Origin of the sequence: Zunongwangia atlantica 22II14-10F7 (assembly GCF_002094855.1) — a bacterium.
GTDB lineage: Bacteria > Bacteroidota > Bacteroidia > Flavobacteriales > Flavobacteriaceae > Zunongwangia > Zunongwangia atlantica.
In genome coordinates this window covers 174,146-200,412 of record NZ_ARYN01000007.1, presented here as the reverse complement: position 1 = coordinate 200,412, position 26,267 = coordinate 174,146, and the positions used below count along the sequence as shown (strand labels likewise).

The following is a 26,267-nucleotide window of genomic DNA, read 5'->3' as shown; positions in this document are numbered from 1 at the left end:
AAAATGCCCAAAAACATTAATCTTGGAATAAACGGTTTTGGCCGCATTGGTCGAAATTTGTTCAGGTTACTTATTGACCATCCTCAAATAAATGTGGTTGCCATAAACGATCTGGCCGATGCAAAAACGCTGGCACATTTATTAAAATACGATAGCATCCACGGAATTTTTAATGCTGAAATTTCTACGGAAGAAAACAAGCTGTTGGTAAATGGAAAAACAACCACTGTTTTTAACCAAAATCACCCTTCAAAAATAGATTGGACTTCTACTGAAGTAGATGTTGTAGTTGAAGCCACCGGGAAATTTAAAACTCGACCAGAGCTGGAAAATCATTTAGGCGAGACTGTAAAAAAAGTGATTTTATCTGTTCCGCCGCAAGGCGAGAGCATTAAAATGGTAGTTCTTGGGGTTAATGATCATATTTTAGATGGTAGTGAAGACATTATTTCTAATGCCTCATGCACTACAAATAATGCAGCACCAATGCTAAAATTGATTCATGAAAACTTTGAGGTAGAGCAAGCTTATATTACTACGGTTCATTCATTCACATCAGATCAAAGTTTACACGACCAACCACATCGCGATTTACGCCGAAGCAGAGCAGCAACACAATCGATAATTCCCACAACTACCGGGGCAGCAAAAGCTTTAACCAGTATTTTTCCAGATTTACATGATGTTATTGGCGGCTGCGGAATTAGAGTACCTGTCCCTAACGGCTCTTTAACCGATATGACGATTAATGTCGCAAAACCAACTTCCATAAATGAGGTTAACGCCATTTTTAAATCAGCTTCTAAAACTAACTTAAAAGGAATTTTAAGCTACACTGAAGATCCAATTGTATCGAAAGATATTTCTGGCAATACCCATTCTTGTGTTTTTGATGCTGAAATGACATCGGTTATAGACGGCAAACTTATAAAGCTAATTGGCTGGTATGATAACGAAGTTGGATATTCAAGCAGGTTGATAGATTTAATTTCAACTTTCTATTAATTTAAGTATCTTTAACAGCAATTTTAAGCCGTTCAGCTGCAAAATGAATAAGTTAAAGCTTACGTATTTCCTGCTTTTTTCGTGCTTTATAATTTTTTCCTCTAGTGCCCAAGAACAAAATAGAGAAGAAATTACTCGTCAAATTGACAGCCTGTTAAAAACTGCAGAGTTATCTGTGAACAGGTATGAATTCGACAAAGCAACAAATGAACTTAACCGATCATTAAAATTAGCAAAGGATAATAATCACAAGAGGTACATTGCATTGGCCAGCAGTATAACCTCTAAGCTAGATTATATAAAACACGATTACAGTGAAGCTATTACTTCGCTTAACAGAGCTATTGCTATACAACGAGAACTTTTAGATGAAACAGGACTTGCTTACAGCTATCTTAGTTTCTCTAAAATACTGGTTTCCCAAAAAGAGCGTCAACGGGCAATAGATTATTTAAATCTTTCTGAACGACATTATAAAAAATCTAACGAAAAAAAATTAGATCAATATCTTTCGCTTCTTAACCTTCAACGAGGTATTATCTTTTTAAACCTAGACAGCTTACCAGATAAAGCATTTCAGTACTTTGAAAAAGCTAAAGAAAACCTGGATTCACTTTCTAATCCTTACGAATATTCCAGGCTCAACTATTATTTAGCCAGAACCGAACTTAGCAGAGGACATCTAGATGAAGCTATTAATTATGCCAATATCGCATTAGCGATTGCACAACAAAATAAGTTTAACGGAATGGTGATGAGTTGCTACGGAATTCTTAGTCAGATTTTCGAAGCTAAAGATGATTCAGCACAGGCTTTAAGTTATCTAAAACTATCAAATTCTGAAAGAGACCGACTTTTTAATATAAACAAGAAGGCTCTAGCTCAAGATGTCTATTCAAAATATGGCAATGATGCGCTTAGAAGTGAAATAAAAGAACTCGCAGCACAGCGAAAAGAAAACGAACATTCTTTAAAAGTTAATAAGCTAACCACAATTTTAAGTGTTGCGCTAATTACAATTTTATCGCTACTAACTTTATCGCTTTATAAAAACAACAATCTTAGAGCAAGAGCAAACGGATTATTACAAAAGAAAAATAGAGAATTAACACTGGCAAAAGAAAACGCTGAAAGAGCAACTACAGCTAAAGCTCAGTTTTTAAGCACCATTACTCACGAACTTAGGACCCCGCTTTATGCCGTTACAGGTTTAACACATTTATTACTGGAAGAAAACCCAACGCCAAACCAAAAAGAACATCTTAATTCTTTAAAATTTTCAGGGGAATATTTACTGAGTTTAATTAACAACATCCTGGATTTAAACAAACTTGAAGCAAATAAAGTTGAAATTGTAAATTCTTCTTTCGATTTAAAGAAGCGAATTTCAGATGTTTTAGTTGCACTTAAAAATTCTGCCGACGATAAGAATATTCAAATTCATTTCGATTTTGAAAAATCTGTTCCGAAGAAATTAAAAGGAGATCCTTTAAAATTATCGCAAATTTTAATCAATCTTATCGGGAACTCTATCAAATTTACTGAAGATGGCGACATTTGGATAAGGGTAGGATTGGTAAAGCAGGTAAAAGACGAAGTTCTTCTTCATTTTGAAATTGAAGATAATGGCGAAGGAATTTCGAAAGAAAAACAGAAAGCAATTTTTGAGAATTTCACCCAGGGCTCTACACAAATTAATCGCAAATTTGGCGGTACTGGTTTAGGGCTTTCTATCGTTAAGAATTTACTTAGCTTGATGGATAGTGAAATTACGCTGGAAAGTGATTTGGGAGACGGCTCTAAATTTTCGTTCGATTTAAAATTTGTAGTTATAGAACCTGCAGCAACTACTGAAGAAGCAACGGAAGAATTACCAGCTAAAAAGGAAGATTATTTGGCAGGCAAAGAAATACTGGTTGTAGAAGACAACAAGATTAACCAAATGATCACCAAAAAGATTATTGAAAAGAATAATGCGATTTGTAAAGTTGCAGACAATGGTACTACCGCAATTGAAATGGTGAAGGAAGGAAACTTCAACTTAATCTTGATGGATATCCATATGCCAGGTATTAGCGGTATTGAGGCAACAAAAGAAATTCGAAAATTTGATAAAGAAATACCCATTATCGCTTTAACAGCGGTAACTTTAGATGAAAATCTGGATGAATTTTACCTAAACGGGTTTAATGATATTATCCCTAAACCCTACAAAACCGAGGAATTCTTTACAAAGATTAATAAGTATTTAGCAAGACAGGAAGCCAAAGCTTAAGCCATTGGCATGTTGCTTGCAACTTTTTTGGTTAGTAAAATTATATAAAATACGCGAAGATTATATAGTTTGAATTAGCCAAAAAAAATGATGCCAATAATACTGGTCTCATTTTTTATTTATCCTAGTAAATACTTATTCCCTATTTTTTAAATTCAGTTATAAAACTATTTAACCTATCTAAAAAATGTGCTTCATTTTCTACAAAAGCGGTTTCAATAGGCAAATAATAAAGCGGAACACTAATCTTATCCTTTAAACGCATAAAATCTTTCTCGGTTGTAAGAATACATGGTTTCGTATTCAAAACATCAATTTCTGCTGCAGTAAAATTATGATGATCTGGAAAATTTTGATGCTCAAAATCTACATTTTCAGCTTTTAAATATTGGATAAACGGTTCTGGCTTTGCAATTCCCGTTACCACCGTGTAATTATTACCCAATTGAGTAAGAGAAAATTCTTCTTTCCCGTTTGAAATAACATCGGCATATTTAATTGTAGAAAAATATAAATCCTGATATTGTTTAATTTGAAGCTTAAATCTTATGTGCTCACGTTCTTTTAATGTAATATTCGCAGGGCATTTTGTAACAATAATCACCTGTGCCCTATCGGCACCAGAATATGTTTCGCGAAGATTTCCGGTAGGCAATAAAAAATCGTTAGAATAGAGATCTCCATAAGCAGTGAGTAAAATATTAAAACCTGCTTTTACTTTTCGGTGCTGAAAAGCATCATCTAAAAGTACAATTTCAGCGTTTTGTTTACGTAATTCGGCAATTCCGTTTCTACGATCGGCATCTACAGCAATCATGGCTTTAGGGAATTTGGTTTTAAACTGCAAAGGTTCGTCGCCGGTTTCAATGGCTTCCTCGGTTCCTTTCAGTAACAAAAAACCTTCCGTAGATCTTTTATAACCTCTACTTAAAACAGCTATATTTTCATAACTTAACTTCCGCAGTAAATATTCAATCATTGGTGATTTCCCGGTTCCACCAGCACTAAGATTCCCTACACAGACTACCGGAAAATCATAGCTGGTACTTTTTAAAATTCCGGCATCAAAAAATTTATTTCTAAACCATACAATTATACCATAGAGAAAGGCAAAAGGGAAAAGGAATTTTCGTAGTAAATTCATATAAGGCAGGCTATAATATTTATCTTTGAAATCTATTTTTATAGGTTTTTCGATTAAAAACAGATGTTTAAATCCAGAAAACCTATCGATAACCAAAGCTAATTCTGCTATTAATATATTGTTTTTAAAACAACGCGATATTTAGAGAATTAGCAAAAGACCTTTATAAAGGCATTTAAAATTTAAAAGTATGATTATTCAGGATATCATAAAAGAAATTGAGGAATTTGCTCCATTAAATTATGCTGAAGATTTTGATAATGTGGGACTTTTAGTTGGCGATAAAAGCGCTGAAGTTACCGGGGCTTTAATTACCTTGGATACGCTTGAAGCTACGATAGACGAAGCGATTACCAAAAATTGTAATCTTATTGTTAGCTTTCATCCTATTATATTCTCTGGGCTTAAAAAAATTACGGGCAAAAATTATGTAGAGCGCGTGGTTCTTAAAGCGATAAAAAATGATATTGCCATTTATGCAATTCATACCGCACTAGACAATCAGCATAAAGGCGTAAATGATATGATTTGTGAGAAAATAGGACTCGTAAATCGTCGAATCTTAATTCCGAAGAAAAACAGCATTAAAAAACTACTTACGTATGTACCAAAAAAAGATGCTGAAAAAGTTCGAAAAGCGATCTTCGATGCAGGCGGTGGCAGTATTGGAAACTATGATAATTGCAGCTTTAATGTAAACGGAGAAGGAAGTTTTAAGGGAAATGAAGCATCTAATCCTGTAGTTGGAGAACGAGGAAATATCCATTTTGAAGAAGAAACTCAGATTGGCATTACATTCCCAGCTCATGTAGAGGGAAAAGTTTTAAATGCACTATTCACTTCACACCCATACGAAGAAGTTGCATACGAAATTACGAGCCTGGAAAACACCAATCAGCATCTTGGGATGGGAATGATTGGTGAGCTGGAAGAACCACAGAATGAAAAAACTTTCCTAAAATATATAAAATCGACCTTTAAAACCGGTTGTGTACGGCATTCAGAATTGCTGGAAAAACCAATAAAAAAGGTTGCCGTTTTAGGTGGAAGTGGCGCTTTTGCGATCGAAAATGCTAAAAAAGCGGGCGCAGATATTTATATCACGGCAGATTTAAAATACCACGACTTCTATAAAGCCGAGAAAAATATAGTGTTAGCCGATATTGGACACTATGAAAGCGAACAGTTTACAAAAAATTTACTATATTCTTTTTTAACGAAAAAATTTAGTAATTTTGCACTTATTTTAGCAGAGACAAATAGCAATCCTATCAAGTATATTTAAGTATGGCAAAGAAAAATGATCTTACTGTAGAAGAGAAGTTAAGAGCTTTATACGATCTTCAGTTGGTAGATTCCAGAATTGATGAAATTCGAAACGTGAGAGGCGAACTTCCTTTAGAGGTACAGGATTTAGAAGATGAAGTAGCCGGATTGAATAAACGTTTACAAAAATTAGATGGTGATATCGAAGTGATTAACAACGATATTAAGAATAAGAAAAATCTTATCGACGAGTCTAAGACCACCATCAAAAAATATTCTGAGCAGCAAAAAAATGTTCGTAATAACCGTGAATTTAACGCTTTAACTAAAGAAGTTGAATACCAGGAGTTAGAAATCGAGCTTGCAGAAAAGCACATTAAAGAATATAAAGCTCAAATCGAGCAAAAGAAACAAGTGATCGAGCAAACTAAAGATCGCTTAAAAGATCGCCAGGCACACTTAGATCACAAAAAAGGAGAACTAGATGCGATCCTTGCTGAAACTGAGAAAGAAGAGCAGGCACTTATCGATAGATCTGAGCAGTACGAAACTGAAATCGATGCACGTTTAGTAAAAGCTTACAAACGTATTCGTAGCAATGTTAAAAATGGTTTAGCAATCGTACCAGTAGAGCGTGGTGCTTCAGGTGGTTCTTATTTCACTATTCCTCCACAGGTAATCATGGAAATTGCCGGAAGAAAGAAAATCATTACAGACGAGCACAGTGGTCGTATTCTTGTTGATGAAGATTTAGCAAAAGAAGAAAAAGAAAAAATGGATCAACTTTTCCAAAGCATGTAATTGCAAAAAGTAGATTAAATTCTTATAAAACTGCTTAAAGATATTCGATATTTTTAAGCAGTTTTTTTATGCCCTAAAATCTCTAAAATTATTGATTAACAAGGATTTCACAATAATACGTGCTTAAAAAGTTAACTTTACTTGATAACTAGCACGCAAATTATGATAAAGAAATCTTTTATAATCCTCTTCGCTTTACTGGCTTTTGCCTGTAAAAACAACACTAAAGATCAGTCTAAAAATTCTTCTGGCAAAGAAGTTAATGTAGAACAAAATGAAACTAATGTCGACGAAGAAAATGACATTAATAAATACGATAACATCGATAATCTTGAAGAATCTGTAGATACTTCTAAAACCAACAGTGCTGCCGGAGAAATCTCAGGCAGATATACCAAAGAAGGAGAAGCAGACGAGGCTTGCAATTGCTATTGTGTAGAAGTTAGTCTAACGGGTAATTCAGAGTTTTGCCTTCAGCCAGATCGTATGTATATTAATGTTAGATTCGAGAAAACCGCCAATGGTTACAACGCCTTTTATGTGAGCCCGTCTTCAAAAAATACTAATAAAGATCTTCCCTGGGACGATTTTGATAAAGACGAAGCAATTGCTACTCTTCAGCCTACAAAAACTGGTCTAAAACTTGATTGGTTAGGATTCAAAATCGAAGGACAACTAGCTACAGATTATGCTATCTTCGGAAAGAAAACATTAGAAGGAAATTTCACAAAAAGCTAATTAAAAAATGAGATCATTTATTTTAACTGCCGTATGCCTTGTTCTTTTTGCCTGCGGAAATAACGCACAAAACAACCCAGCTACAAAGCCTGAAATCGCAAATGCAAAACCTGTTGAAGTTCCTGCAAAAGATGGCTTAGAAAGAGCGTATTTTGCCAGCGGCTGTTTTTGGTGTGTTGAAGCTGTTTACGAAAGTGTAAAAGGAGTAGACGAAGCAATCTCTGGCTACTCTGGAGGACATACAAAAAATCCTACTTACGAACAAAGTAATACCGGAAGGACGGGTCACGCCGAAAGTGTAGAAGTTATTTATGATCCAAAAGTGGTAAGTTTTGAAACTTTAGTAAAAGTTTATTTTGGTTCGCAAAACCCTACACAGGTAAATGGCCAGGGTCCAGATCGTGGTTCACAGTATCGTTCTATTATTTTCTATCAGAATGAAGAACAAAAGCAAATTATAGAAAAAGTAAAAGCTGAAGTCGGAAAAAACTATGAGAAGCCAATTGCTGCTGAAGTTTTACCATTTCAAAAATTTTGGATAGCCGAAGATTATCACCAGGATTACGAAAAGTATCATCCTGAAAATCCTTATATCCAAAAAGTATCTATCCCAAGAATAAATAGTTTCAAGAAAAAATTTCCTGAGCTACTAAAATCCAATGCTCATTAGAAATTAGGTAATTAAAAAAAGCAACCCGAAATTCGATAATTTCGGGTTGCTTTTTTTTAAGTTTTCGCACTAAGCCAAAGATCATTTCAATATCGATTATCGAGTAAAAGTGTATTTTAGCAATAAAATTGAAGACACCGAATGAGCATCACTATCGAGAACATTCTTTTAGTAGGTTCTCTCCTACTCTTTATTAGTATTCTTGCTGGTAAAACCTCTTATAGATTTGGTGTACCAACACTGGTTTTATTCCTTTCTGTTGGGATATTGGCCGGTAGTGAGGGGATTGGCGGTATTTATTTTAACGATCCAGAGATCGCCCAGTTTATCGGAATTGCATCTTTGAACTTCATTTTATTTTCTGGGGGATTAGACACAAACTGGAAAAGCATAAAACCGGTTGTTTGGCAGGGAATTTCACTTTCTACATTCGGAGTTTTATTTACAGCTCTTGGTGTAGGAACTTTTGTTTGGGCAATAACCGATTTTACTATTTACGAAGGTTTATTACTTGGTGCTATTGTTTCTTCTACAGATGCCGCCGCGGTATTTTCTATTTTAAGATCTAAAAACCTGGCGCTTAAATCACATTTACGACCAACCTTAGAGTTAGAAAGTGGTAGTAACGACCCAATGGCCTACTTTCTTACCATTGCTTTTCTTGGACTGGTTTTAAACCCAGAGCAAAGTATTTGGAGTATTATCCCGCTTTTTATTCAGCAAATATTGATTGGTGGACTATTAGGTTTCATTTTCGGAAAACTCTGCAAGGTGGTTATCAATAAAATTAAATTAGATTTCGACGGATTATATCCTGTACTTGCAATCGCTCTGATGTTCATTGTATTTTCAGCCACAAACTTTATGGGTGGTAACGGCTTTTTAGCGGTGTACTTAAGCGGAGTTTATTTAGGAAATCAAAACCTTATACGGAAGAAAACCATCATGCAAATGTTTGATGGTCTTGCCTGGTTAATGCAAATCGTGCTCTTCCTAACTCTGGGATTACTGGTTTATCCAAGCCAAATCGTACCTGTTGTAGGTATAGGACTAGTAATTTCTATTTTTTTAATTTTTATCGCAAGACCGCTTGGAGTTCTAGTAAGTCTGTCATTTTTTAAAATGAAAATGCGCCGTCGCTGGTATGTTAGTTGGGTTGGATTACGTGGTGCCGTTCCTATTGTTTTCGCTACTTATCCACTGCTAGCCGGTGTAGATAAAGCAAACTTTATATTTAATATTGTCTTTTTTGTATCATTAAGCTCTGTGATTATACAGGGCACAACTTTATCTGTAGTAGCAAAATGGTTACATGTTGCTTTACCAGAACGCGTAAAACCAAAAAGCCAGGTAGAAACTTTTTTATCTGATGGAGCAAAATCTATAATTCGGGAAATTCTTATTCCTGAAAATAATAATGCAGTAGGAAAACGAATTGTAGAACTCGGCTTTCCTAAAAAAGCAATTATTGCCATGATCTCCAGAAACGAGCAATTTATAACTCCAAAAGGAACTACAGAGATCGAAGCTAATGATATTTTGATCGTTCTTAGTGAAGACGAACGAACAATGACGCAGGTTTACGATGCTTTAGAAGTTAAAGAAGAACTGGAAGAAATCGAGTAATAAAATTAAACTGTTACCTTTTCACCTAACAATTCTAAAATGCGCTCTTCAACTTCAGGGCTATCCCAATTAGATTCTATATCTGGCATTTGTAAAACTTCAGCCATAATTCTCTCCTGCTTGTCCCCTATTTTTAACGCTTCAGCATAGGAATGATCTGAAAAAGTTACTCTGGAATATAACGGCACCCAGGCTTCAGGATGATTTTCAGCAAATTTCTTTTCTATTTTTTTCTGAAGTAAAAACATAGGATTCGCTGTCTTACTACTCATTTCTATAAAGTTCCTGTAACTTAATTCAGCAATAGCATCTCCGTTAGGTTTTCTGGCAATTTGATATTCAGAAAATATCTTATCCCAATCGTCGCCATGTGCTTCCATCTTATCAAAAAGCACCGAAATATCTTCGAAACCTGCATTCATTCCCTGTCCATAAAACGGTACAATTGCATGAGCAGAATCCCCAATTAAGGCCACTTTATCGTCGTAACGCCAAGGGAAACATTTAATCGTTACCATGGCACTTGTAGGATTTTTAAAGAAGTCTTTCTTTAAATTAGCAATATCTTCTTTAATATCTGGGAAATACTTTTCGAAAAAAGATTCAGCTTTTACTTCAGTATCGATACTTTCAAAAGAAACTTCACCTTCAAAAGGCATAAACAAAGTACAGGTAAAACTTCCGTCTAAATTAGGCATGGCGATAAGCATAAACTTACCACGTGGCCAAATATGAAAAGAAGCATTATCAAGTTTATGAGAGCCGTCTGGATTTGCAGGGATTGTAAGTTCTTTATAGGCTACATCGATAAAGTGCTGCGAATAATTAAACCTGCTTTGTCGTTGCATCTTATGTCTTACCCGAGAAAATGCGCCATCTGCGCCAAAAATAAGATCGAATTTATATTCGGTCCAAGGTGTAGTTTCTGAATCACCGGTATAAATTGTGGCTTGCTTTAGATCGATATCCCAAACCTTCTCTTCGAATTTAAAAACAGCACCAGCTTCTTCAGCAAGATCGATCATTTTTCGGTTAAGAATTCCACGTGAAATCGAATAGATCGCTTCGCCTTCTTTTCCGTATTTCTGAAAATATAATGGCTTATCGTTTACGTGCATAGCACGCTTATCTAAAGGCAGTGCCAATTTTCTAATTTCTTCTTCTAAACCTATTCTTCGTAATGCACTCCAACCTCTATTAGACATTGCCAAGTTAATTGACCTACCGGAAAACTCTACTTTTCTAACATCTGGTCTACGATCAAAAATAGTTACCTGATGTCCAGCTTTTCTTAAATAAACGGCTAGTAAAGATCCTACCAGGCCAGAGCCTACGATTGCAATATTCTTAGATTGTTGCATGAATTAATTTGAAGTACGCGATCTGCTTTGTAAGGAAAACAAATTCAATTTAGAATACAAAAATACAGATATTTTATGAAAGACCTTATTCTTTAGCATTTATGCAACATTTCACTATGCTTCATCAAAAAAAATTGATTTATTCTGAATTCCATTTTCTACACAACAATTCATAATCTTTCATTAAAAGCCTACTAAAATTGGTTAATTGATTGATTTTAAAGAATTCAAAGTCCTACTTTTAAATTCAATTCAAAATGCAACGATTATGGATCAAGAGAAAATTGATAATATGCGTTCTACCTTAAATAAGTTAGAAGACATTAAAAACAGTCAGGAAAGTATTATCGATAAGATAAATCATGTGATTACAGATTTATTTGAGCATCCTGATAAAGAATTAGAAAAGGCTATGGAAGATGCGCACCAGCGATCTTCAGACAATATCGAGGCTGTAAATGAAGCTATTGAAGATTTCGAAATGAAAATCAATCAATTAGAGCTACAGGATTAATTTAAAAATCCATTAACAGCACGTCTAAAAACAGAGTTGTAAATTGAGGTTAGTTTAAAAAACTAGCCTCTTTTTTATTGAATATTAAGTCTCACTTCAAAATATAATTTCTCATGAAACATGTTAGCGCCAGTGATATTGAAGGCATGGAAAAAATCTTTAGGTTAAACCTGGTAAATAGCCTGTCTGGTTATAAAAGTGCTAATCTTATTGCCACAAAATCTGAAGAAAAAGGAGCCAATGTTGCTGTTTTTAGTTCGGTTACCCATTTAGGCAGCGATCCTGCATTGCTAGGTTTTGTTACCCGGCCAGAAACGGTACCACGAAATACCTATAAAAATATAAAAGACACGAAGTTTTTTACCGTAAATCATATTCACCAGGATATGATCGCGAAAGCACATCAAACCGCTGCAAAATACGAAGAGGAAGTATCTGAATTCAAAAAAACCGGACTAGAAGAAGAATATCTAGATGAATTCTATGCGCCTTATGTAAAACAATGCGCCATCAAGATTGGTTGCGAATATGTAAACGAATATCAGATCAAAGAAAATGGGACCGCTTTGGTGATCGGAGCAATAAAGCATGTTTATTTTGATGAAAGCATCCAGACGCCAGATGGCTGGTTGCGACTAGAAGATGCCGGTACCGTGGCGATAAATGGTTTAGATGCTTATGCCCTACCAGCACTTTTAGACCGATTTCATTATGCGAGACCCGGACAGGAGATCAAAAGCTTTTTTGATAATAATGAGCCTAAAGATTGAAAAACGTAAAGAAGGAAAACTTACCACAAAAGATTTGCCCGGTTTGCAACAGGCCTTTTACCTGGCGAAAGAAATGGGCTAAAAACTGGGAAAATGTAATTTATTGCAGCGAAAAATGTCGCCGAACAAAATCGAAAAATAATTGAAGAATAATTAATGAGTACAGGATTAATCTGGTTTGAAAATAATTTAAGAGTAAAGGATAACGAAGCTCTTTTTAAAGCCTGTGAAAACCATGAAAAGCTAATCGCTATTTATTGTTTTGATCCCAGGAAATTTGAAGAAACTACATACGGATTTCCAAAAACAGGGAAATTTAGAGCTCAATTTTTGATTGAAAGTGTTACTCAACTTCAGCAGAATTTAGCTGACTTAAATATTAGTTTGTTTACTTTCCATAAAAAGCCAGAAGAAATTATTCCTGAAATTATCGAAGATCACCAAATTGAAGCCATTTATTTTCAGGAAGAATGGACTTCAGAAGAAAAACTGATCATCGATGCTCTAAAAAACAAGCTTCAAAATATCGATTTTCGATCTTTCCACACTCAATTTTTATTTCATCCTGAAGATATTCCTTATGATGACTTTAGTAAGATCCCGAAGGTTTATACTGAATTCAGAAAAAAGTGCGAAAAATACGTTGATGTTCGCGTTGAGATTGAAATTCCGCAGCAAAAACCAGAAAGTAATCTTCTAAAAAACACTTCAAAACTGCCCAATCTTAAAGATCTGGGATTAGAAAGTTTTCAGCAGGATACAAGAACCGCTTTTCCGTTTAAAGGAGGTGAAGATGAGGCTTGGAAAAGAATAGAGCACTACTTCTGGAAAACCAAAAATCTTGCTGAATATAAACAAACTCGTAACGGATTATTAGGTAAAGACTATAGTTCTAAACTTTCGGCATGGCTGGCAAACGGAAGTATTTCCGCAGTAAGCATTTATCACGAAGTCAAAAAATTTGAGCAGGGAATCACCAAAAATCAGGATACTTATTGGTTGATATTCGAACTTATTTGGCGAGATTTTTTCAAATATATTTCCTTAAAACATGGAAACTCGATCTTCTTTTTAAGCGGAATTTTAAATAAAGAACTCGATTGGAACTTCAGCAAAGAAAAGCTACAAAATTGGATCGATGGCGAAACCAATGAATATTTTGTAAACGCCAATATGAAAGAAATTGCGGCAACTGGTTTTATGAGCAATCGTGGCCGGCAAAACGTGAATAGCTTTTGGGCGAAAGAATTAAAACAAGACTGGCGAGCGGGCGCTGCCTATTTCGAAAGTGTTTTGATCGATTACGACGTACACAGCAACTGGGGAAACTGGATGTACAATAGCGGTGTAGGTAACGATCCTCGCGACAGAAAATTCAATATTAAAAAGCAGGCAGAGCGTTACGATCCTAATAACGAATATGTAGATACATGGCTGAAAAACTAAAGAAATTAAGGCTAATCTTAGGCGATCAATTAAACCATCAGCATAGTTGGTTTAAAGAAGAGCAGGACGAGATCATTTATGTTTTGATGGAAATGCGCCAGGAGACAGATTATACCTTGCACCATATTCAAAAAGTGGTGGGTTTCTTTTTAGCTATGCGGAATTTCGCTAAATATCTTAAAGAAAGAGAGCACGAGGTCATTTACTACCATATCAACGATAAAGAAAATCAACAGGATCTGGCTGAAAATTTAAAGCAGCTCATTAAAAAAAATGATATTGAAAAGTTCGAATATCAGCTCCCCGATGAATATCGCCTGGATGAACAACTCAATGAAATTTGCGATTCACTTTCAATCGAATCTGAATCTTACGATACGGAGCATTTTTTAACCCAGCGAGACGACCTTGAAAAATTCTATAAAGGCAAAAAGCAAATGACAATGGAATATTTTTACCGCGATATGCGGAAGAAATATGACATTATGATGGCTACAAAAAACGATCCTGAAGGTGGTAAATGGAACTTCGACAAATCGAATCGTAAAAAATGGACAGGTAAACCTGAAATTCCGCATGAGCGTGGTTTTAGAAAAGATGTTTCAGCCTTCCTAAAAGTAATCGAAGAAGCTGGCATCAAAACCATGGGTAATATTGATGAGAAAAGTTTCAACTGGCCGACTTCTCGCGAAGACGGACTTTCGGTTTTAAATTATTTCTGTAAAAATTTATTGGTTCATTTTGGGGATTTCCAGGATGCTTTGCACACCGAACAGGCTTATCTTTTTCATTCACGACTATCTTTCTGCATGAATACAAAAATGCTGAATCCAAAGGAAGTGATCGAATCTGTAGTTGGATATTATTACGAGCATAAAGATGAAATCGATATTTCTCAGGTTGAAGGTTTTGTTCGGCAAATTTTAGGCTGGAGAGAATATATGCGTGGCATTTATTGGTTAAAAATGCCAGGTTATCGCAGAAGCAACAAACTGGATAATCAAAATGAATTACCTCCATTTTACTGGGATGGAAAAACAAAAATGAATTGTTTACATCATTCGATCACACAAAGTTTAGATAATGCTTACGCACATCATATTCAGCGTTTAATGATCACTGGGAATTATGCTCTACTTACCCAATGCCATCCCGACAAAGTTGATGCCTGGTATCTTGGAATTTATATCGATGCGATCGAATGGGTAGAAATTACTAATACCCGCGGAATGAGCCAGTTTGCAGATGGTGGCATTGTAGCTACAAAACCTTATGTATCCAGCGGTAGTTACATAAACAAAATGAGTAACTATTGTAAAAGCTGCCATTATAAAGTGAGTAAAAAGACAGAGGATGACGCCTGCCCATTTAATAGCCTATACTGGAATTTCCTTGATGATAAAAAAGAATTCTTCAATAACAACCAGCGAATGAATATGATGATGAGTTTGTTGGAAAAAAAAGATGCTAAAGAAATAGCCAAAATTAAAGAGCGAGCAACCCAAATTATTAAAAACCCATCAGATTTTTAACATACGAGTTAATTACGAGTTAAATAGCTTTTAGCCAGACCACCTATTCTATAAATTAGATGTAACTAACTGGTTAATAAAGGCCTTTAAAGCCTTGCTAACTAACCAAAAAATCAAAATAGGAATTAACTAACGTGACCAAAAAGTCACTAAAAACCAACTAAAATGAGAGATATAATTTGGCTAATTATTGTACTATTAATTATTGGATGGCTTGTAGGTTACTTCGCCTTTCCAGATTTAGGAAGCATTATACACATTCTTATAGTTCTGGCAGTAATCTTATTACTTTATAGATTACTTACAGGACGCAGGTTATAATTTTTATTGAATCGAATCTACCGAAAACCTCCCAAATTGGGAGGTTTTCTTTTTTATATATTTACTCAAAAAACAGGATCAATTACTTAAGACAAACTTAGTCTACTATAAACTTTACCCTACAAAATTTGAATGCTATGTGGAATCTAAATAATAAAACCGCCTTAATTACCGGAGGCTCTAAAGGTATCGGAAGAGCTTGCGTAGAAGAGTTTGCGCGGTTAGGCGCCAACGTCATTTTTATAGCCAGAAATAAAGAAGATATTTTGAAACTGGAAGAAGAATTACGGGCGAAAAATTACGATGTAACAGGCTTAGTTGCAGATGCGATTATCAAGGAAGATCAGGATAAGATCGTGGCAGCTATAAAAGAAAAATGGGGAAAACTTGATATTCTCGTAAATAATGCCGGTATCAATATTAGAAAGAAGGCGCTGCAATACACTGAAGATGAATATAGAAAAGTGATCGAGATCAACCAATTTTCGGTTTTTGAACTCAGTTTAAAATTGCATCCGTATTTAAAAATTTCAGGAAATTCAAAAATCGTAAATATTGCCTCTTCCGCAGCAATGCAAGATGTAGGTACCGGTGTGCCTTATGCAATGTCTAAAGCGGCAATGCTTCAGCAAACAAGAAGTTTAGCGGTAGAATGGGCAGCAGACGGAATTCGAGTTAATGCAGTTTCTCCCTGGTTTACAGTAACACCGCTTACCAGAGGATTACTAGCTGAAGAAGATCGAATGAACCCAATCCTAAGAAGGACTCCGCTTAAACGAGTTGCAGAAGCTTCAGAAATGGCAAATATCGCGGCATTTCTTGCGATGGATCAGTCTAGTTATATCACAGGTCAAAATATTGTTGCCGATGGTGGCATGAGTATTAATGCTATTTAATTGTTTTGTACCTTTAGAACTTACGGCTAAACACTTTATTATGAAAAAAACATTTTTACCACTCTTACTTGCACTCAGCATTATTTCCTGTAAAAATTCTGAAGGCGGTAATAGCGATGCTGAAATGACTTCTGAAACTACTGAAGTTGCTTCTTCTGAAGCAAAAGATGGCATTGGTAATACTATCGCAATGGCAAACGGACTTGATAAGTTTAAAGATGCTACGGAAGTTGAATTTACTTTTAACGTAAAAGTAAACGATACTGTTCGTTCTTCACGCCACTGGAAATGGAACACCAAAACCAATGAAATTAGTTTAACGGAAGGAGATATTACACAATCGTACACCAAAAATGATTCGATTCCTGAAGATAAAGTGAGTATCGACCAAAAATTTATTAATGATTCTTACTGGCTACTTTTCCCGTATCAATTAGTATGGAGCGACGCCAAACTTACAGAAGAAAAAGAAGTCGCTGCACCGATTAGTGGCGATACACTTACAAAATTAGAAGTTGCTTATAGCGCTGATGGTGGTTATACCCCAGGCGACACTTATGATATTTACTACGGAGAAGATCACATGATCGAAGAATGGGTTTATAAAGCTGCAGGCGGCGATCGCCAAATGGCAACAACTTGGGAAGATTATGAAGAGTTTATGGGAATCCCTATTGCGAAAATGCACAAATCTGAAGATGGAAGCTTTCAACTTTACTTTACCGATATTGTAATAAAATAGGCATCATTTTTATCGAATATCAAATCCGGCGTTTTATACTTTTCATATAAATCGCTGGATTTTTTTATTGAAATTGATCTTATTTCAATTTTCGGACTGATTGTTGTTTTCATCTTCTTATCAATCAGTTTCCTATGAAAAAACTTTACTTCATCACGCTATCACTACTTTTCATTTTCAATTCCTGTTCTGAATTTGAGCATGAAAATCTTCAAAATCTCGAGCCCACTGAAAAATTGTATTCTAAGCGATTTTTAAAAATGCAGGATCAAAACTTACCGATTATCGATCTGGATGCTTTAGAGAATTATTGCGATCTACGATCAATTCTTGATGCAAATAGTTGTGATGGTCACCTTTCTACCATAAAATTTAAGCTTGAAAACAAACAATATCATCTTGTAGCTTTTCACGCCTGTCCTGATTCTCGAGAGATTCGCTGTTATTTTAGATCTAATTTTATTAGCATCTATAATGACTCCATTTTTGAAGATTATAAAACCAAGTTCTCTATCGATCACTTAGATAAAAAAATTGATAAGCTTGTTGAAGACTCTCAACTTTCGTATAATATAGACCGTCCAAGAAATAATCTATTCTTTATCGACTATCCAGATTCAACTAGAATTTCTGAAGTAAAAATCACATTAAAGAAATTATTTGAAGCTAATGAAGAATTAGAATCTAAAATTCAAAAACCACTATTAAATTGGATGATATTTGATAAAGATATTCCTGGTCCACCACCGCCTCCGCCACCACCTCCAATGTTACCGGAGTTGGAATAAGCTTTTTAGATCACTTCTCTAAAATCCCTCTCTTTAAGATTTGCCCAAATTCGTACATATCTTCATAAGAGCAGTAAAAGGGTGCTGGTGCTAAACGTATTACATTTGGTTCTCGCCAATCTGGAATTACGCCGTTCCGCATTAAGTAATTAAAGAGTTCTTTTCCTTCCCCATGTAAAAACACCGATAATTGTGTACCTCGTTCCTCCTGATTAGCTGGAGTGATCACTTCAAAGGTGCTATCAACTTCCTTATCGATTTCATGCAAAATGAACTCCAAATAAGCGACGATCTTATTTCTTTTTTCGATTAAAGCGTCCATCCCAACCTCATCAAACATTTGTAAAGAGGCTAAATACGGCGCCAAAGCTAATACAGGCGCATTACTTATTTGCCAGGCATTTGCGCCATTTTCTGGCTGAAATTCGGGTTCCATTAAAAACCTTCTCTCTTTATTATGTCCCCACCAACCTTCAAAACGTGGAATGTCTTTTTGGTTATGATATTTTTCATTCACAAAACAACCAGAAGCACTTCCCGGGCCACTGTTCATATACTTATAACTACACCAAGCTGCAAAATCTACATCCCAATCGTGCAATTCTAATTTTATATTTCCGGCAGCATGCGCTAAATCCCAACCTACAAATGCTCCTACTTTATGCCCGGCTTTAGTAATGGTTTTCATATCAAAAACCTGCCCGGTGTAATAATTCACACCACCAATTAAAACCAAAGCACATTCCTCACCTACTTCTTCAATCTTAGCAAGAATATCTTCTATTCTAAAATTATGTTCGCCATCGCGCTTTTTTAGCTCAACAATAGCATCTTTAGGATTAAAACCATGAAAACGAACCTGGCTGGAGATCATATATTGATCGCTGGGAAAAGCTTTTTCCTCACAGATAATCTTATATCGCTTTTTAGTAGGACGATAAAAAGACACCATCATAAGATGCAAATTCACCGTAAGCGTATTCATTACCGTGACCTCTTTTGGCTTTGCTCCTACTACTTTTGATAGTTGATCTGCAAAACGCTCGTGATAATCCCACCAGGGTTTTTCAGCTTGAAAATGTCCTTCGACCGCCAAATTCCCCCAATCACTCATGATTTCATTTACATAGTTCTTAGCCAATTTTGGTTGTAATCCTAAAGAATTACCGGTGAAATAAATGGCATCTTTATCATTTATCTTCGGAAAAATAAACTCATTGCGATATTTAGCTAATGGATCTTTGGCATCTAATTGCTGTGCAAAAGTGCGGGAATTTTCAAATTGCATGTGGATTGTAATTTTTGCTAAAATACAACTTAGGCTTTAGAATAACAGTATTTGAATATTGAAGCTTTTGTGAAGATTTTGGATTGAAATTAGATAAAAAACGGAGCCGTTTATTTTAGTATTTTTGCCGAAAAGAATTTTATGGATTTTTTATCTGAAAGTATTATTGAATATTGCGAAAATCATTCTGAAAAAGAACCTGAATATTTAGCAAAACTGAATAGAGAAACTCACCAAAAGGTTTTACAACCACGTATGCTTAGCGGGCATTACCAGGGACGCCTACTCAGTTTAATTTCTAAACTGGTAAATCCACAAAACATTCTTGAAATTGGAACATATACTGGATATTCGGCGCTTTGTCTTGCTGAAGGTCTTCAAACTAACGGAAAACTTCATACGATAGATATTAATGAAGAGCTTTTTGACTTTCAGCAGAAATACTTTCAAGAATCTGAATATAAAGATCAGATCATTCAGCATTTAGGCGACGCAACAAAAATAATTCCGCAGCTAAACCTCAAATTTGACCTTGTTTTTATCGATGCAGATAAACCAAATTACCCAAATTACTTTGAAACTATTATCGATAAAATGAATCCCGGCGGTTTAATTTTATCTGACAATGTTTTATGGAGTGGTAAAGTTTTAGAAGAAGTAAAAAGAAATGATTTTTCTACGGAAGCGCTTTTAAAATATAACAAAATGCTAGCTGAAGATGATCGTATTGAAACAGTGATCTTACCACTTCGAGACGGGCTAACTTTAAGTAGAGTTAAAAATTAATAAAATCGATCTTCATATTTTAAATAGATTTTATAGAATATCCACGCCATAAACACACCTACCAATGCACCAACAAACAGGTCACTTGGGTAATGCACTCCAACAAAAATTCGGCTTAAAGAAAGCATAAAAGCCCAAATGTAGAGTAACCAGATCCATTTATAGGTATGTCTTAGTACTAAAACAACAAAGGTTACCAGCACAAAAGCTGAAGAGGTATGACCTGAGAAAAAGCTAAAATTTGTTGGTTCCTGAAGAATCCTAATAATCTCGTTAATCTCTGGATTGTTATTAGGTCGCAGTCTAAGAACAACATTTTTGGTCCAAAAAGTTACTCCAAAAGTTACTGCCCAGGAAACTAAAAGAAAGATTGAAGAATAGATTGCCTTCTTTTTATGGAAAGCAATAAAGAATAGCACAAAAAAAAGAATATAAAGCGGTATCCAATGTCTTATTTGGGTAAACCAGATCCAGAAATTATCGTAATCCTCGATACCTAAACCATTGAGATATACAAAAAGTTCTCTATCCCATTGCTTAAGCTGTTCGAACATTCAAAAAAAAGATTTAGAATTTACGTTTTATAGAACCGGTAATTTCGTCGATATCATCTTTTACCTTATCAATCTCACCTTTTACATCACTGGTAAGACTTTTGGTATCGATACCCTGTTTATCTGCGCTTTTGGTAATCTCGCTTTTAATATCATCTGAGGCATTTCTCAACATCCTCATCCCTTTTCCCATACCTCGTGCGATCTCTGGAATTTTATCTGCTCCAAAAACCATCACCAAGATAAAGATGATAAAACCAATCTCTGCGCCACTAATAAAAAATGGAAGTGTAGTCACCATAATAATAACAAATATAGATACAAATATCTGCATAAAAAAAGCCGACTCGTTAAAGTCGGCTTAAAAATTTATCAACTTTTTTAGACTATCCGTCTGTATTGTTTTTAAATTGTTCAAACTCGTTAGGAGTTTCTTCTTTTGGCCAGCTATTATTGCTTAGATCGATATCTGCAGTTTCCAGATCTGGATCTACAACAACTTTGGTAATTTCTTTATCTGAAGCGATAGTTTTAGTTACCTGGCTATCATTTTTCATCCAAACCTGCACAGGATATCTTTTCATTTCAGTAGAACCATCTTCGTAAGTTAATTCAACGATTAATGGCATTACCAAACCTCCTGGTTTATTGAATGTAATTTGATAAAAATACTTAGGCACTTTTAAACTATTACGCTCTTCAGTAGAAAAATTATCCATTACATATTCGTTCAGCTTTTTAGAGTTTTCGAAGATTGTTTTTCCTTTCATGGTCTTTTCAAAATCCTCACTACCTTCTTCAACTACATAAATTGCATCAATCTCGTCTGGATTAGCACCGTAACGCTCTAAAAGTTCACGCCCTTGTTTAGTTTGTTTATCTGTAACGTAATATTTTTTCACGTCTTCTACACCCATATCTGTATAATCTGTGGTATAGAACCAACCTCTCCAAAACCAATCTAAATCTACCGCTGAAGCATCTTCCATTGTTCTAAAGAAATCTTCTGGAGTTGGGTGTTTAAACATCCATCTTTTAGAATAGGTATGGAATGCATGATCAAAAAGATCACGTCCCATTACTGTTTCTCTTAGAATATTTAAAGCTGTTGCCGGCTTACCATAAGCATTGTTTCCTAATTGATACACTTCTTCTGGATTTGCCATAATTGGCGCAATAAAATCTTGATTTCCTCTCATGTAAGGAACAATATTCGCAGGGATTCCACGACGAGAAGGATACGTATCGTAACCTTCAATTGCTTCTGGATAACGCTCTCCAAATTCCTGCTCTGCCATATACTGCACAAAAGTATTAATACCTTCGTCCATCCATCCCCACTGGCGCTCATCACTATTAACGATCATTGGGAAAAAGTTGTGACCAACCTCATGGATAATAACTCCCATCATTCCAAATTTCACGCGGTCGCTATATTCTCCATTTTCATCTGGACGACCATAGTTCCAACAAATCATTGGATATTCCATCCCCTGATTTTTAGCATGAACAGAAACTGCTTTATGATAAGGATAAATAAATGTATGATCTGAATAACTTTGAAGGGTTGAAGCCACCACTCTTGTAGACCATTTTTCCCAAAGTGGGTTTCCTTCTTTTGGATAAATAGATACTGCCATTACATCGCTGTCGTCGTTCATCTTAACAGCCATCATATCCAAAATAAATCTTCTTGAAGTTGCAAAAGCGAAATCACGAACCATCTCTGCTTTATACTCCCAGGTTTTTGTCTTTTTCTCGAAACCTTTTGATGCTTCTACCGCTTCTTCCTGAGTTCTTATAACTACAGGCTCATCATAAGATTTTTGCGCTTTTTTGTAGCGCTTCATCATTTCTTTAGTGTACACATCATCACGGTTTTGAAGCATTCCGGTAGCTTCCATCACGTGATCTGCGGGTACCGTAATACTCACCTCGTAATCTCCAAAAGGAAGAGCAAACTCACCACTTCCCCAAAACTGCATATTTTGCCATCCTTCTACATCATTATAAACGGCCATTCTAGGGAAGAACTGAGCAATCTCGTAAGCTCTGTGCCCATCTTCGAACTCCTCGTAACCAGAACGTGCTCTATCAACAATGTGATTATTTACATTATACCACCATTTTACAGAAAATGTATAGCTCTCTCCTCCTTCTAAAGGTTCTGGAAGATCGATACGCATCATGGTATTATTGATTGTATAAGAAAGCTTATCACCACCAGCCTTAACTTCTTCTATATTGAAACCTCCATCGAAAGGTTCTTTAAGAAATTGATCTGCAAAACGACCAGGCTGAGAAACAGGTGCCATTCCGCTTGATCCTTTTTCTAAAGCAGGAGCATCTTTTTTACGGATGTTTTGATCTAGCTGCAACCATAAATACTCTAGTTTATTTTTAGAATTATTATGGTAAGTAATCGTTTCTTCACCGCTTAATTTTGTATTCTCATCATCCAAAACGATCTCCATTTTATAATCGGCTTCGTTTTGATAATAAGCTTCTCCAGGTGCTCCAGAGGCCGTACGATACATACTTGGATCTCTAAATTCCTGATATAATTGTCTAAATTTGTTTTGATTAGTATGCCCCTGCGGTTTTTGAGGTTCTTGTTGCTCTTGGGCGTTCACTCCCGTAATTGCAAACATTAAAAACGCAGAACATAATAGTTTGATTGTCTTCATTTATGTTGGGTTTGTTAAATATTGCTAAAATATAATTATTTTCTTAACTGATTTAGAATTAAATACCAAAATTTAACACATCTGTTTCGGCATCTTTACGAAGCATCAAACTTTTAATTTCGTTATTCACTTTTACGTTAACCACATTTTTCTGGTCTTCAAACAAATCTATAAGTATAGCATTCGTAATACTTATTTCTTTAAACGGCTCTAAATTCTCTCCTTCTATAAACAGCACCAACTGATCCTTATCGTACTTTTTCCCAAGGTACTTTAGCGCTACCTCTTTACCATCTGCATAAATATGAAGTTTCGACTTTAAATATTTCTGAATTAATTCTTTTACCGGGCCGGTCTCTGTCTCTTTGGATAAGGTAATCGATTCGCCATAGCGTTGTTCTAAAACATTTTGAAAATCGTCTATAAACACCTTTGATATAATCTGAAGGTCCTTTTTATCTTTTTTATATTCAATTTCAGTAACACTTAAGTAGAATTTATGCGGAATCGCTTTAAAAGAAATACATGCAAAAACAACGAATATTAGCAATACGGCTTTTTTCATTTTAAAAAATTTATTTCAGAAATAACAAATTTTAATCCAAAGCACGAAGTTCACTAATTTAAGTGACTTTTTAAGATTTATGCAGGGAATTATCGATTTTCGGAAGTATTTTCAAGCTCTAAAACATCACCTTCACGGCTTATTCTTTTAAAATCTTCAGCTTTAGACATAAAATAGTCGATAAGTTTCAAGGTTTCGTCTTTGGCCACCAATTGCTCAAGTTCATTATCATTTTTACGGGCGCAGTAGAACATAAAATTGATAATTTCCCATTCTTCCAGCCCAAAATCTTCAGTAAATATTGATTTTGGTATTGTTTCTAGTAATTGCTGAGCTTCAGCTTGTAATTCGTAATTTTCCTGTGCTTTTTTCAGGTATTTTAAATCGCCGTTTAGCATCCCAATAAGCATCCCTAATCCACCACCATACGTTCCTATTCTTCTTTGTGCCATAGTTAGTTTTTTCCGTGCTGGCGGAATAAACATGAGCGGTTTTACCTTCATATGTTTAATATCGCTTTCTAAATCACCAATTAGTTTTACATCACTTAAATAAACGTTTTCTAATTGATTAATTTCTTCGGTTAAAGTGACTTCCAGGAAACCTTCGTTTAAAATTTCTTTTGTAATAAGAATGTATTCTTTTTGAAATTGCACTGAAGAAAATAAAATACTGTCGTTTTCTCGAACTAAAATGCCAAATCGCCCATTGGGTTCATTTACCGTACCCGTTTCCGCAGTTAAATTCACGATATTGATGAATGCCTCTCCTAAAGAATCGTTAGTAATCTTCCCTAATAATTCCTCGCGTTCCTGAGAAAAGCCCAAAGATATATTGAAAAAAACAAACCCGAAAAATAGCCAATATCGCATTACTGATTTTTTCTTTTTTCCCAGGAATTTACTTTAAGCTTTAAAAAATCGAAAAGCGGCCCAACACTTTCCTGATCTACGTAGGTTCCAAATTTTTCGTCTTCTGCACAATAATAGATAAACAACATTAGCTCATCTTTATCGATTCCCATTTTAATAATATTATCGGCTCCTATTAATCTTAAGGCTTTTTCTACACGTTCATCGTAAACCATATTCGCCTTTATCTTTTTTACTTTTTGCCGTTCTCCTGAAATCGTATTTAATAACAAATTAGAAGGATCACCGCCGGTGGCCGCTAATCTTCTATCGATTAAGGAAGGAATATCCTGTTTTAATTGTGGGGCATTTAATTGGTATTTATCAAAAAACTCGATTTTTGTAAAGTCTTTCTCTAAGTTGCCAATTAGTTTAGAATCGAAAAGAAAAACCTCATCTAATTGATTCACGCCGGGCAATAAAATAACTTCTAAAAACTTAGCTTCTAAGATGCTTTTATTAATCACAATTTCTTTCTTTTGATATTGAACCGACGAAAACTCTAACGTATCATTTTCGCTTACTCGCACTATAAAACTACCATCTGGATCGTTTGTGGTTCCTCGATGGGAAGTTTTATTGATAATGTTTATAAAAGTATATTCTAAACTATCGGCCAGGATTTTCCCTTCCAGTTCTACCGGTTGTTGAGCGCTTAAAACCGAAGTTAAAAGCATAAAAAGAAAAAAATGAAAACTCTTTTGAAAACTCTTTCGCACTAAAATTAGTTTAATTTAATACTATCTTTTTTGATATTTCTTTGCTGCTGGTCTAACAATTTTAAAAACTTAACCGCCTCTCTTTTGTAAAATTCCAACAGTTTTAATTGATCTGGATCATTCAGTAATTCCCGGTATCCTGCCTGGGCAAAACAGTAATTTAGGAAAAGATGCAATTGAGCTTGGGTTAAATTACATCTTTCGATTAGAAAACTTTTCCGCAGATCTAATTCTGTCTCTAATACATTTTCTTCCCTAACATTTTTGTTCAGCTTTTTAAGCATTTTTGTTCTGCCATTTATCGCATTAAAAACAGGATCTAACGGAACACTTCCCAATAAAGCCGAATACCATTTAAAGCGTGTACCACCCGGCCCGGTAGTAGCCGTATACAACATTTTTTCTTCGTGACTAAGCGGTGTTTTTAAAGACATTGGCGCATTTAAAGCATACTTATCATTAATAGGCATCGCTTGAATATCTGAAGATAAATTTCCCGTAAGATTAGGCAATCTAACTTCATCTAATTGATTTATTGTAGCCTGAAGTTCTACAATTAAAAATTTACGCTCGTATAATAAAGAATCAACTATAATTTCTTTCTTTTTATACTGAACTGAAGAAAAAAGTAAGGTATCGTTTAAAGAAGCTGAAATAGAAAAATTACCAGACGCATTACTTGTTGTCCCTCTACCCGAAGAAAGATTCACAATATTAATTAAACTGCCGTCTAGAGAGTCTGCTACGATTTTTCCATCAATCACTATAGATTGTGAAAAAGTTACAGCAGGCATAACTAAAACAAATGCAAATAAAATTTGATTTCGCAAAAGATAATTGATTGATGAAAACTAACTATGAA

Annotated in this window: 27 protein-coding genes; 17 read left to right on the top strand and 10 right to left on the bottom strand. The window is 35.0% G+C overall.

From position 1 onward, the window contains the following. Nucleotides 1-3 precede the first annotated feature (3 nt). Both gap and IIF7_RS09385 read left to right on the top strand, forming a co-directional pair. A complete protein-coding gene (gene gap / locus IIF7_RS09390; protein WP_084841420.1) occupies nt 4-1,005 on the top strand; it encodes a type I glyceraldehyde-3-phosphate dehydrogenase in 1,002 nt (333 codons plus the stop codon). A gap of 43 nt (nt 1,006-1,048) precedes the next feature. Continuing rightward, a complete protein-coding gene (locus IIF7_RS09385; protein ID WP_084841419.1) occupies nt 1,049-3,280 on the top strand; it encodes a hybrid sensor histidine kinase/response regulator in 2,232 nt (743 codons plus the stop codon). 142 nt (nt 3,281-3,422) lie between these two features. On the opposite strand, the gene lpxK is transcribed toward IIF7_RS09385, so the two are convergent. After that, nucleotides 3,423-4,424 carry a tetraacyldisaccharide 4'-kinase gene (gene lpxK, locus IIF7_RS09380; RefSeq protein WP_084841481.1) on the bottom strand — a complete coding sequence of 334 codons (1,002 nt, stop codon included), beginning with the start codon at nt 4,422-4,424 and terminating at the stop codon, nt 3,423-3,425. Nucleotides 4,425-4,614: 190 nt separating this feature from the next. Between lpxK and IIF7_RS09375 the strand changes: the two genes are divergently transcribed. The 5 genes from IIF7_RS09375 (at nt 4,615) to IIF7_RS09355 (ending at nt 9,525) form a co-directional block, all read left to right on the top strand. Further along, the gene (locus IIF7_RS09375) at nt 4,615-5,709 is read left to right on the top strand and encodes a Nif3-like dinuclear metal center hexameric protein (protein WP_084841418.1); all 1,095 of its coding nucleotides are present in this window, start codon (nt 4,615-4,617) and stop codon (nt 5,707-5,709) included. Between the two features lie 2 nt (nt 5,710-5,711). Further along, a complete protein-coding gene (locus IIF7_RS09370) occupies nt 5,712-6,491 on the top strand; it encodes a zinc ribbon domain-containing protein (protein ID WP_084841417.1) in 780 nt (259 codons plus the stop codon). A 162-nt stretch (nt 6,492-6,653) separates the two neighbouring features. Continuing rightward, entirely contained in the window at nt 6,654-7,229 is a 576-nt protein-coding gene (locus IIF7_RS09365; protein ID WP_084841416.1) for a hypothetical protein, read from the top strand. A 7-nt stretch (nt 7,230-7,236) separates the two neighbouring features. Then, a complete protein-coding gene (msrA, locus tag IIF7_RS09360; protein WP_084841415.1) occupies nt 7,237-7,899 on the top strand; it encodes a peptide-methionine (S)-S-oxide reductase MsrA in 663 nt (220 codons plus the stop codon). Nucleotides 7,900-8,040: 141 nt separating this feature from the next. Beyond that, nucleotides 8,041-9,525: a potassium/proton antiporter gene (locus IIF7_RS09355; protein WP_084841414.1), complete on the top strand. Its 1,485-nt coding sequence runs from the start codon at nt 8,041-8,043 to the stop codon at nt 9,523-9,525. 5 nt (nt 9,526-9,530) lie between these two features. On the opposite strand, the gene IIF7_RS09350 is transcribed toward IIF7_RS09355, so the two are convergent. Continuing rightward, entirely contained in the window at nt 9,531-10,886 is a 1,356-nt protein-coding gene (locus tag IIF7_RS09350; RefSeq protein ID WP_084841413.1) for an FAD-dependent oxidoreductase, read from the bottom strand. A gap of 268 nt (nt 10,887-11,154) precedes the next feature. Here IIF7_RS09350 and IIF7_RS09345 point away from each other — a divergent pair, with 268 nt between their 5' ends. The 9 genes from IIF7_RS09345 (at nt 11,155) to IIF7_RS09310 (ending at nt 17,895) form a co-directional block, all read left to right on the top strand. Continuing rightward, a complete protein-coding gene (locus IIF7_RS09345; protein ID WP_084841480.1) occupies nt 11,155-11,400 on the top strand; it encodes a hypothetical protein in 246 nt (81 codons plus the stop codon). 113 nt (nt 11,401-11,513) lie between these two features. Next, nucleotides 11,514-12,170, top strand: coding sequence for a flavin reductase family protein (locus IIF7_RS09340; protein ID WP_084841412.1), 657 nt, complete (start codon nt 11,514-11,516; stop codon nt 12,168-12,170). Further along, nucleotides 12,167-12,316, top strand: coding sequence for a DUF2256 domain-containing protein (locus IIF7_RS09335; RefSeq protein ID WP_084841411.1), 150 nt, complete (start codon nt 12,167-12,169; stop codon nt 12,314-12,316). Before IIF7_RS09340 ends, IIF7_RS09335 begins: the two co-directional genes overlap by 4 nt. Before the next feature lie 10 nt (nt 12,317-12,326). Next, on the top strand, nt 12,327-13,616 hold the full coding sequence (locus IIF7_RS09330; protein WP_084841410.1) for a DASH family cryptochrome: 1,290 nt from the start codon (nt 12,327-12,329) through the stop codon (nt 13,614-13,616). Next, nucleotides 13,601-15,148 carry a cryptochrome/photolyase family protein gene (locus IIF7_RS09325; protein ID WP_084841409.1) on the top strand — a complete coding sequence of 516 codons (1,548 nt, stop codon included), beginning with the start codon at nt 13,601-13,603 and terminating at the stop codon, nt 15,146-15,148. The genes IIF7_RS09330 and IIF7_RS09325 overlap by 16 nt, the downstream gene beginning before the upstream one ends. Before the next feature lie 165 nt (nt 15,149-15,313). Then, nucleotides 15,314-15,469 carry a lmo0937 family membrane protein gene (locus IIF7_RS20715; protein WP_139219220.1) on the top strand — a complete coding sequence of 52 codons (156 nt, stop codon included), beginning with the start codon at nt 15,314-15,316 and terminating at the stop codon, nt 15,467-15,469. A gap of 137 nt (nt 15,470-15,606) precedes the next feature. Then, a complete protein-coding gene (locus tag IIF7_RS09320) occupies nt 15,607-16,365 on the top strand; it encodes an SDR family oxidoreductase (protein WP_084841408.1) in 759 nt (252 codons plus the stop codon). 40 nt (nt 16,366-16,405) lie between these two features. Beyond that, on the top strand, nt 16,406-17,107 hold the full coding sequence (locus tag IIF7_RS09315; RefSeq protein ID WP_084841479.1) for a hypothetical protein: 702 nt from the start codon (nt 16,406-16,408) through the stop codon (nt 17,105-17,107). A 134-nt stretch (nt 17,108-17,241) separates the two neighbouring features. Continuing rightward, the gene (locus IIF7_RS09310; RefSeq protein WP_084841407.1) at nt 17,242-17,895 is read left to right on the top strand and encodes a hypothetical protein; all 654 of its coding nucleotides are present in this window, start codon (nt 17,242-17,244) and stop codon (nt 17,893-17,895) included. Between the two features lie 10 nt (nt 17,896-17,905). Here IIF7_RS09310 and kynU read toward each other — a convergent pair whose 3' ends face one another. Continuing rightward, complete coding sequence (gene kynU / locus IIF7_RS09305) at nt 17,906-19,183, bottom strand: kynureninase (RefSeq protein ID WP_084841406.1); 1,278 nt, start codon at nt 19,181-19,183, stop codon at nt 17,906-17,908. A 141-nt stretch (nt 19,184-19,324) separates the two neighbouring features. Here kynU and IIF7_RS09300 point away from each other — a divergent pair, with 141 nt between their 5' ends. Continuing rightward, the gene (locus tag IIF7_RS09300; protein WP_084841405.1) at nt 19,325-19,969 is read left to right on the top strand and encodes an O-methyltransferase; all 645 of its coding nucleotides are present in this window, start codon (nt 19,325-19,327) and stop codon (nt 19,967-19,969) included. Here IIF7_RS09300 and IIF7_RS09295 read toward each other — a convergent pair. From IIF7_RS09295 to IIF7_RS09265, 7 genes are all read right to left on the bottom strand, one after another. Beyond that, nucleotides 19,966-20,523: a phosphatase PAP2 family protein gene (locus tag IIF7_RS09295; protein WP_084841404.1), complete on the bottom strand. Its 558-nt coding sequence runs from the start codon at nt 20,521-20,523 to the stop codon at nt 19,966-19,968. The two genes, IIF7_RS09300 and IIF7_RS09295, sit on opposite strands and share 4 nt — an antisense overlap. A 13-nt stretch (nt 20,524-20,536) precedes the next feature. After that, nucleotides 20,537-20,857 carry a Sec-independent protein translocase subunit TatA/TatB gene (locus tag IIF7_RS09290; RefSeq protein ID WP_245801599.1) on the bottom strand — a complete coding sequence of 107 codons (321 nt, stop codon included), beginning with the start codon at nt 20,855-20,857 and terminating at the stop codon, nt 20,537-20,539. A 52-nt stretch (nt 20,858-20,909) separates the two neighbouring features. Further along, nucleotides 20,910-23,210, bottom strand: a complete 2,301-nt coding sequence (locus IIF7_RS09285) for a M1 family metallopeptidase (RefSeq protein ID WP_084841403.1) — start codon at nt 23,208-23,210, stop codon at nt 20,910-20,912. Nucleotides 23,211-23,268: 58 nt separating this feature from the next. Continuing rightward, nucleotides 23,269-23,775: a DUF6702 family protein gene (locus tag IIF7_RS09280; RefSeq protein WP_084841402.1), complete on the bottom strand. Its 507-nt coding sequence runs from the start codon at nt 23,773-23,775 to the stop codon at nt 23,269-23,271. A gap of 89 nt (nt 23,776-23,864) precedes the next feature. Next, a complete protein-coding gene (locus IIF7_RS09275; RefSeq protein WP_084841401.1) occupies nt 23,865-24,647 on the bottom strand; it encodes a hypothetical protein in 783 nt (260 codons plus the stop codon). Further along, nucleotides 24,647-25,405 carry a peptidase associated/transthyretin-like domain-containing protein gene (locus tag IIF7_RS09270; protein WP_139801301.1) on the bottom strand — a complete coding sequence of 253 codons (759 nt, stop codon included), beginning with the start codon at nt 25,403-25,405 and terminating at the stop codon, nt 24,647-24,649. Before IIF7_RS09270 ends, IIF7_RS09275 begins: the two co-directional genes overlap by 1 nt. Before the next feature lie 5 nt (nt 25,406-25,410). Next, a complete protein-coding gene (locus tag IIF7_RS09265) occupies nt 25,411-26,235 on the bottom strand; it encodes a peptidase associated/transthyretin-like domain-containing protein (protein WP_139801300.1) in 825 nt (274 codons plus the stop codon). Nucleotides 26,236-26,267 lie beyond the last annotated feature (32 nt).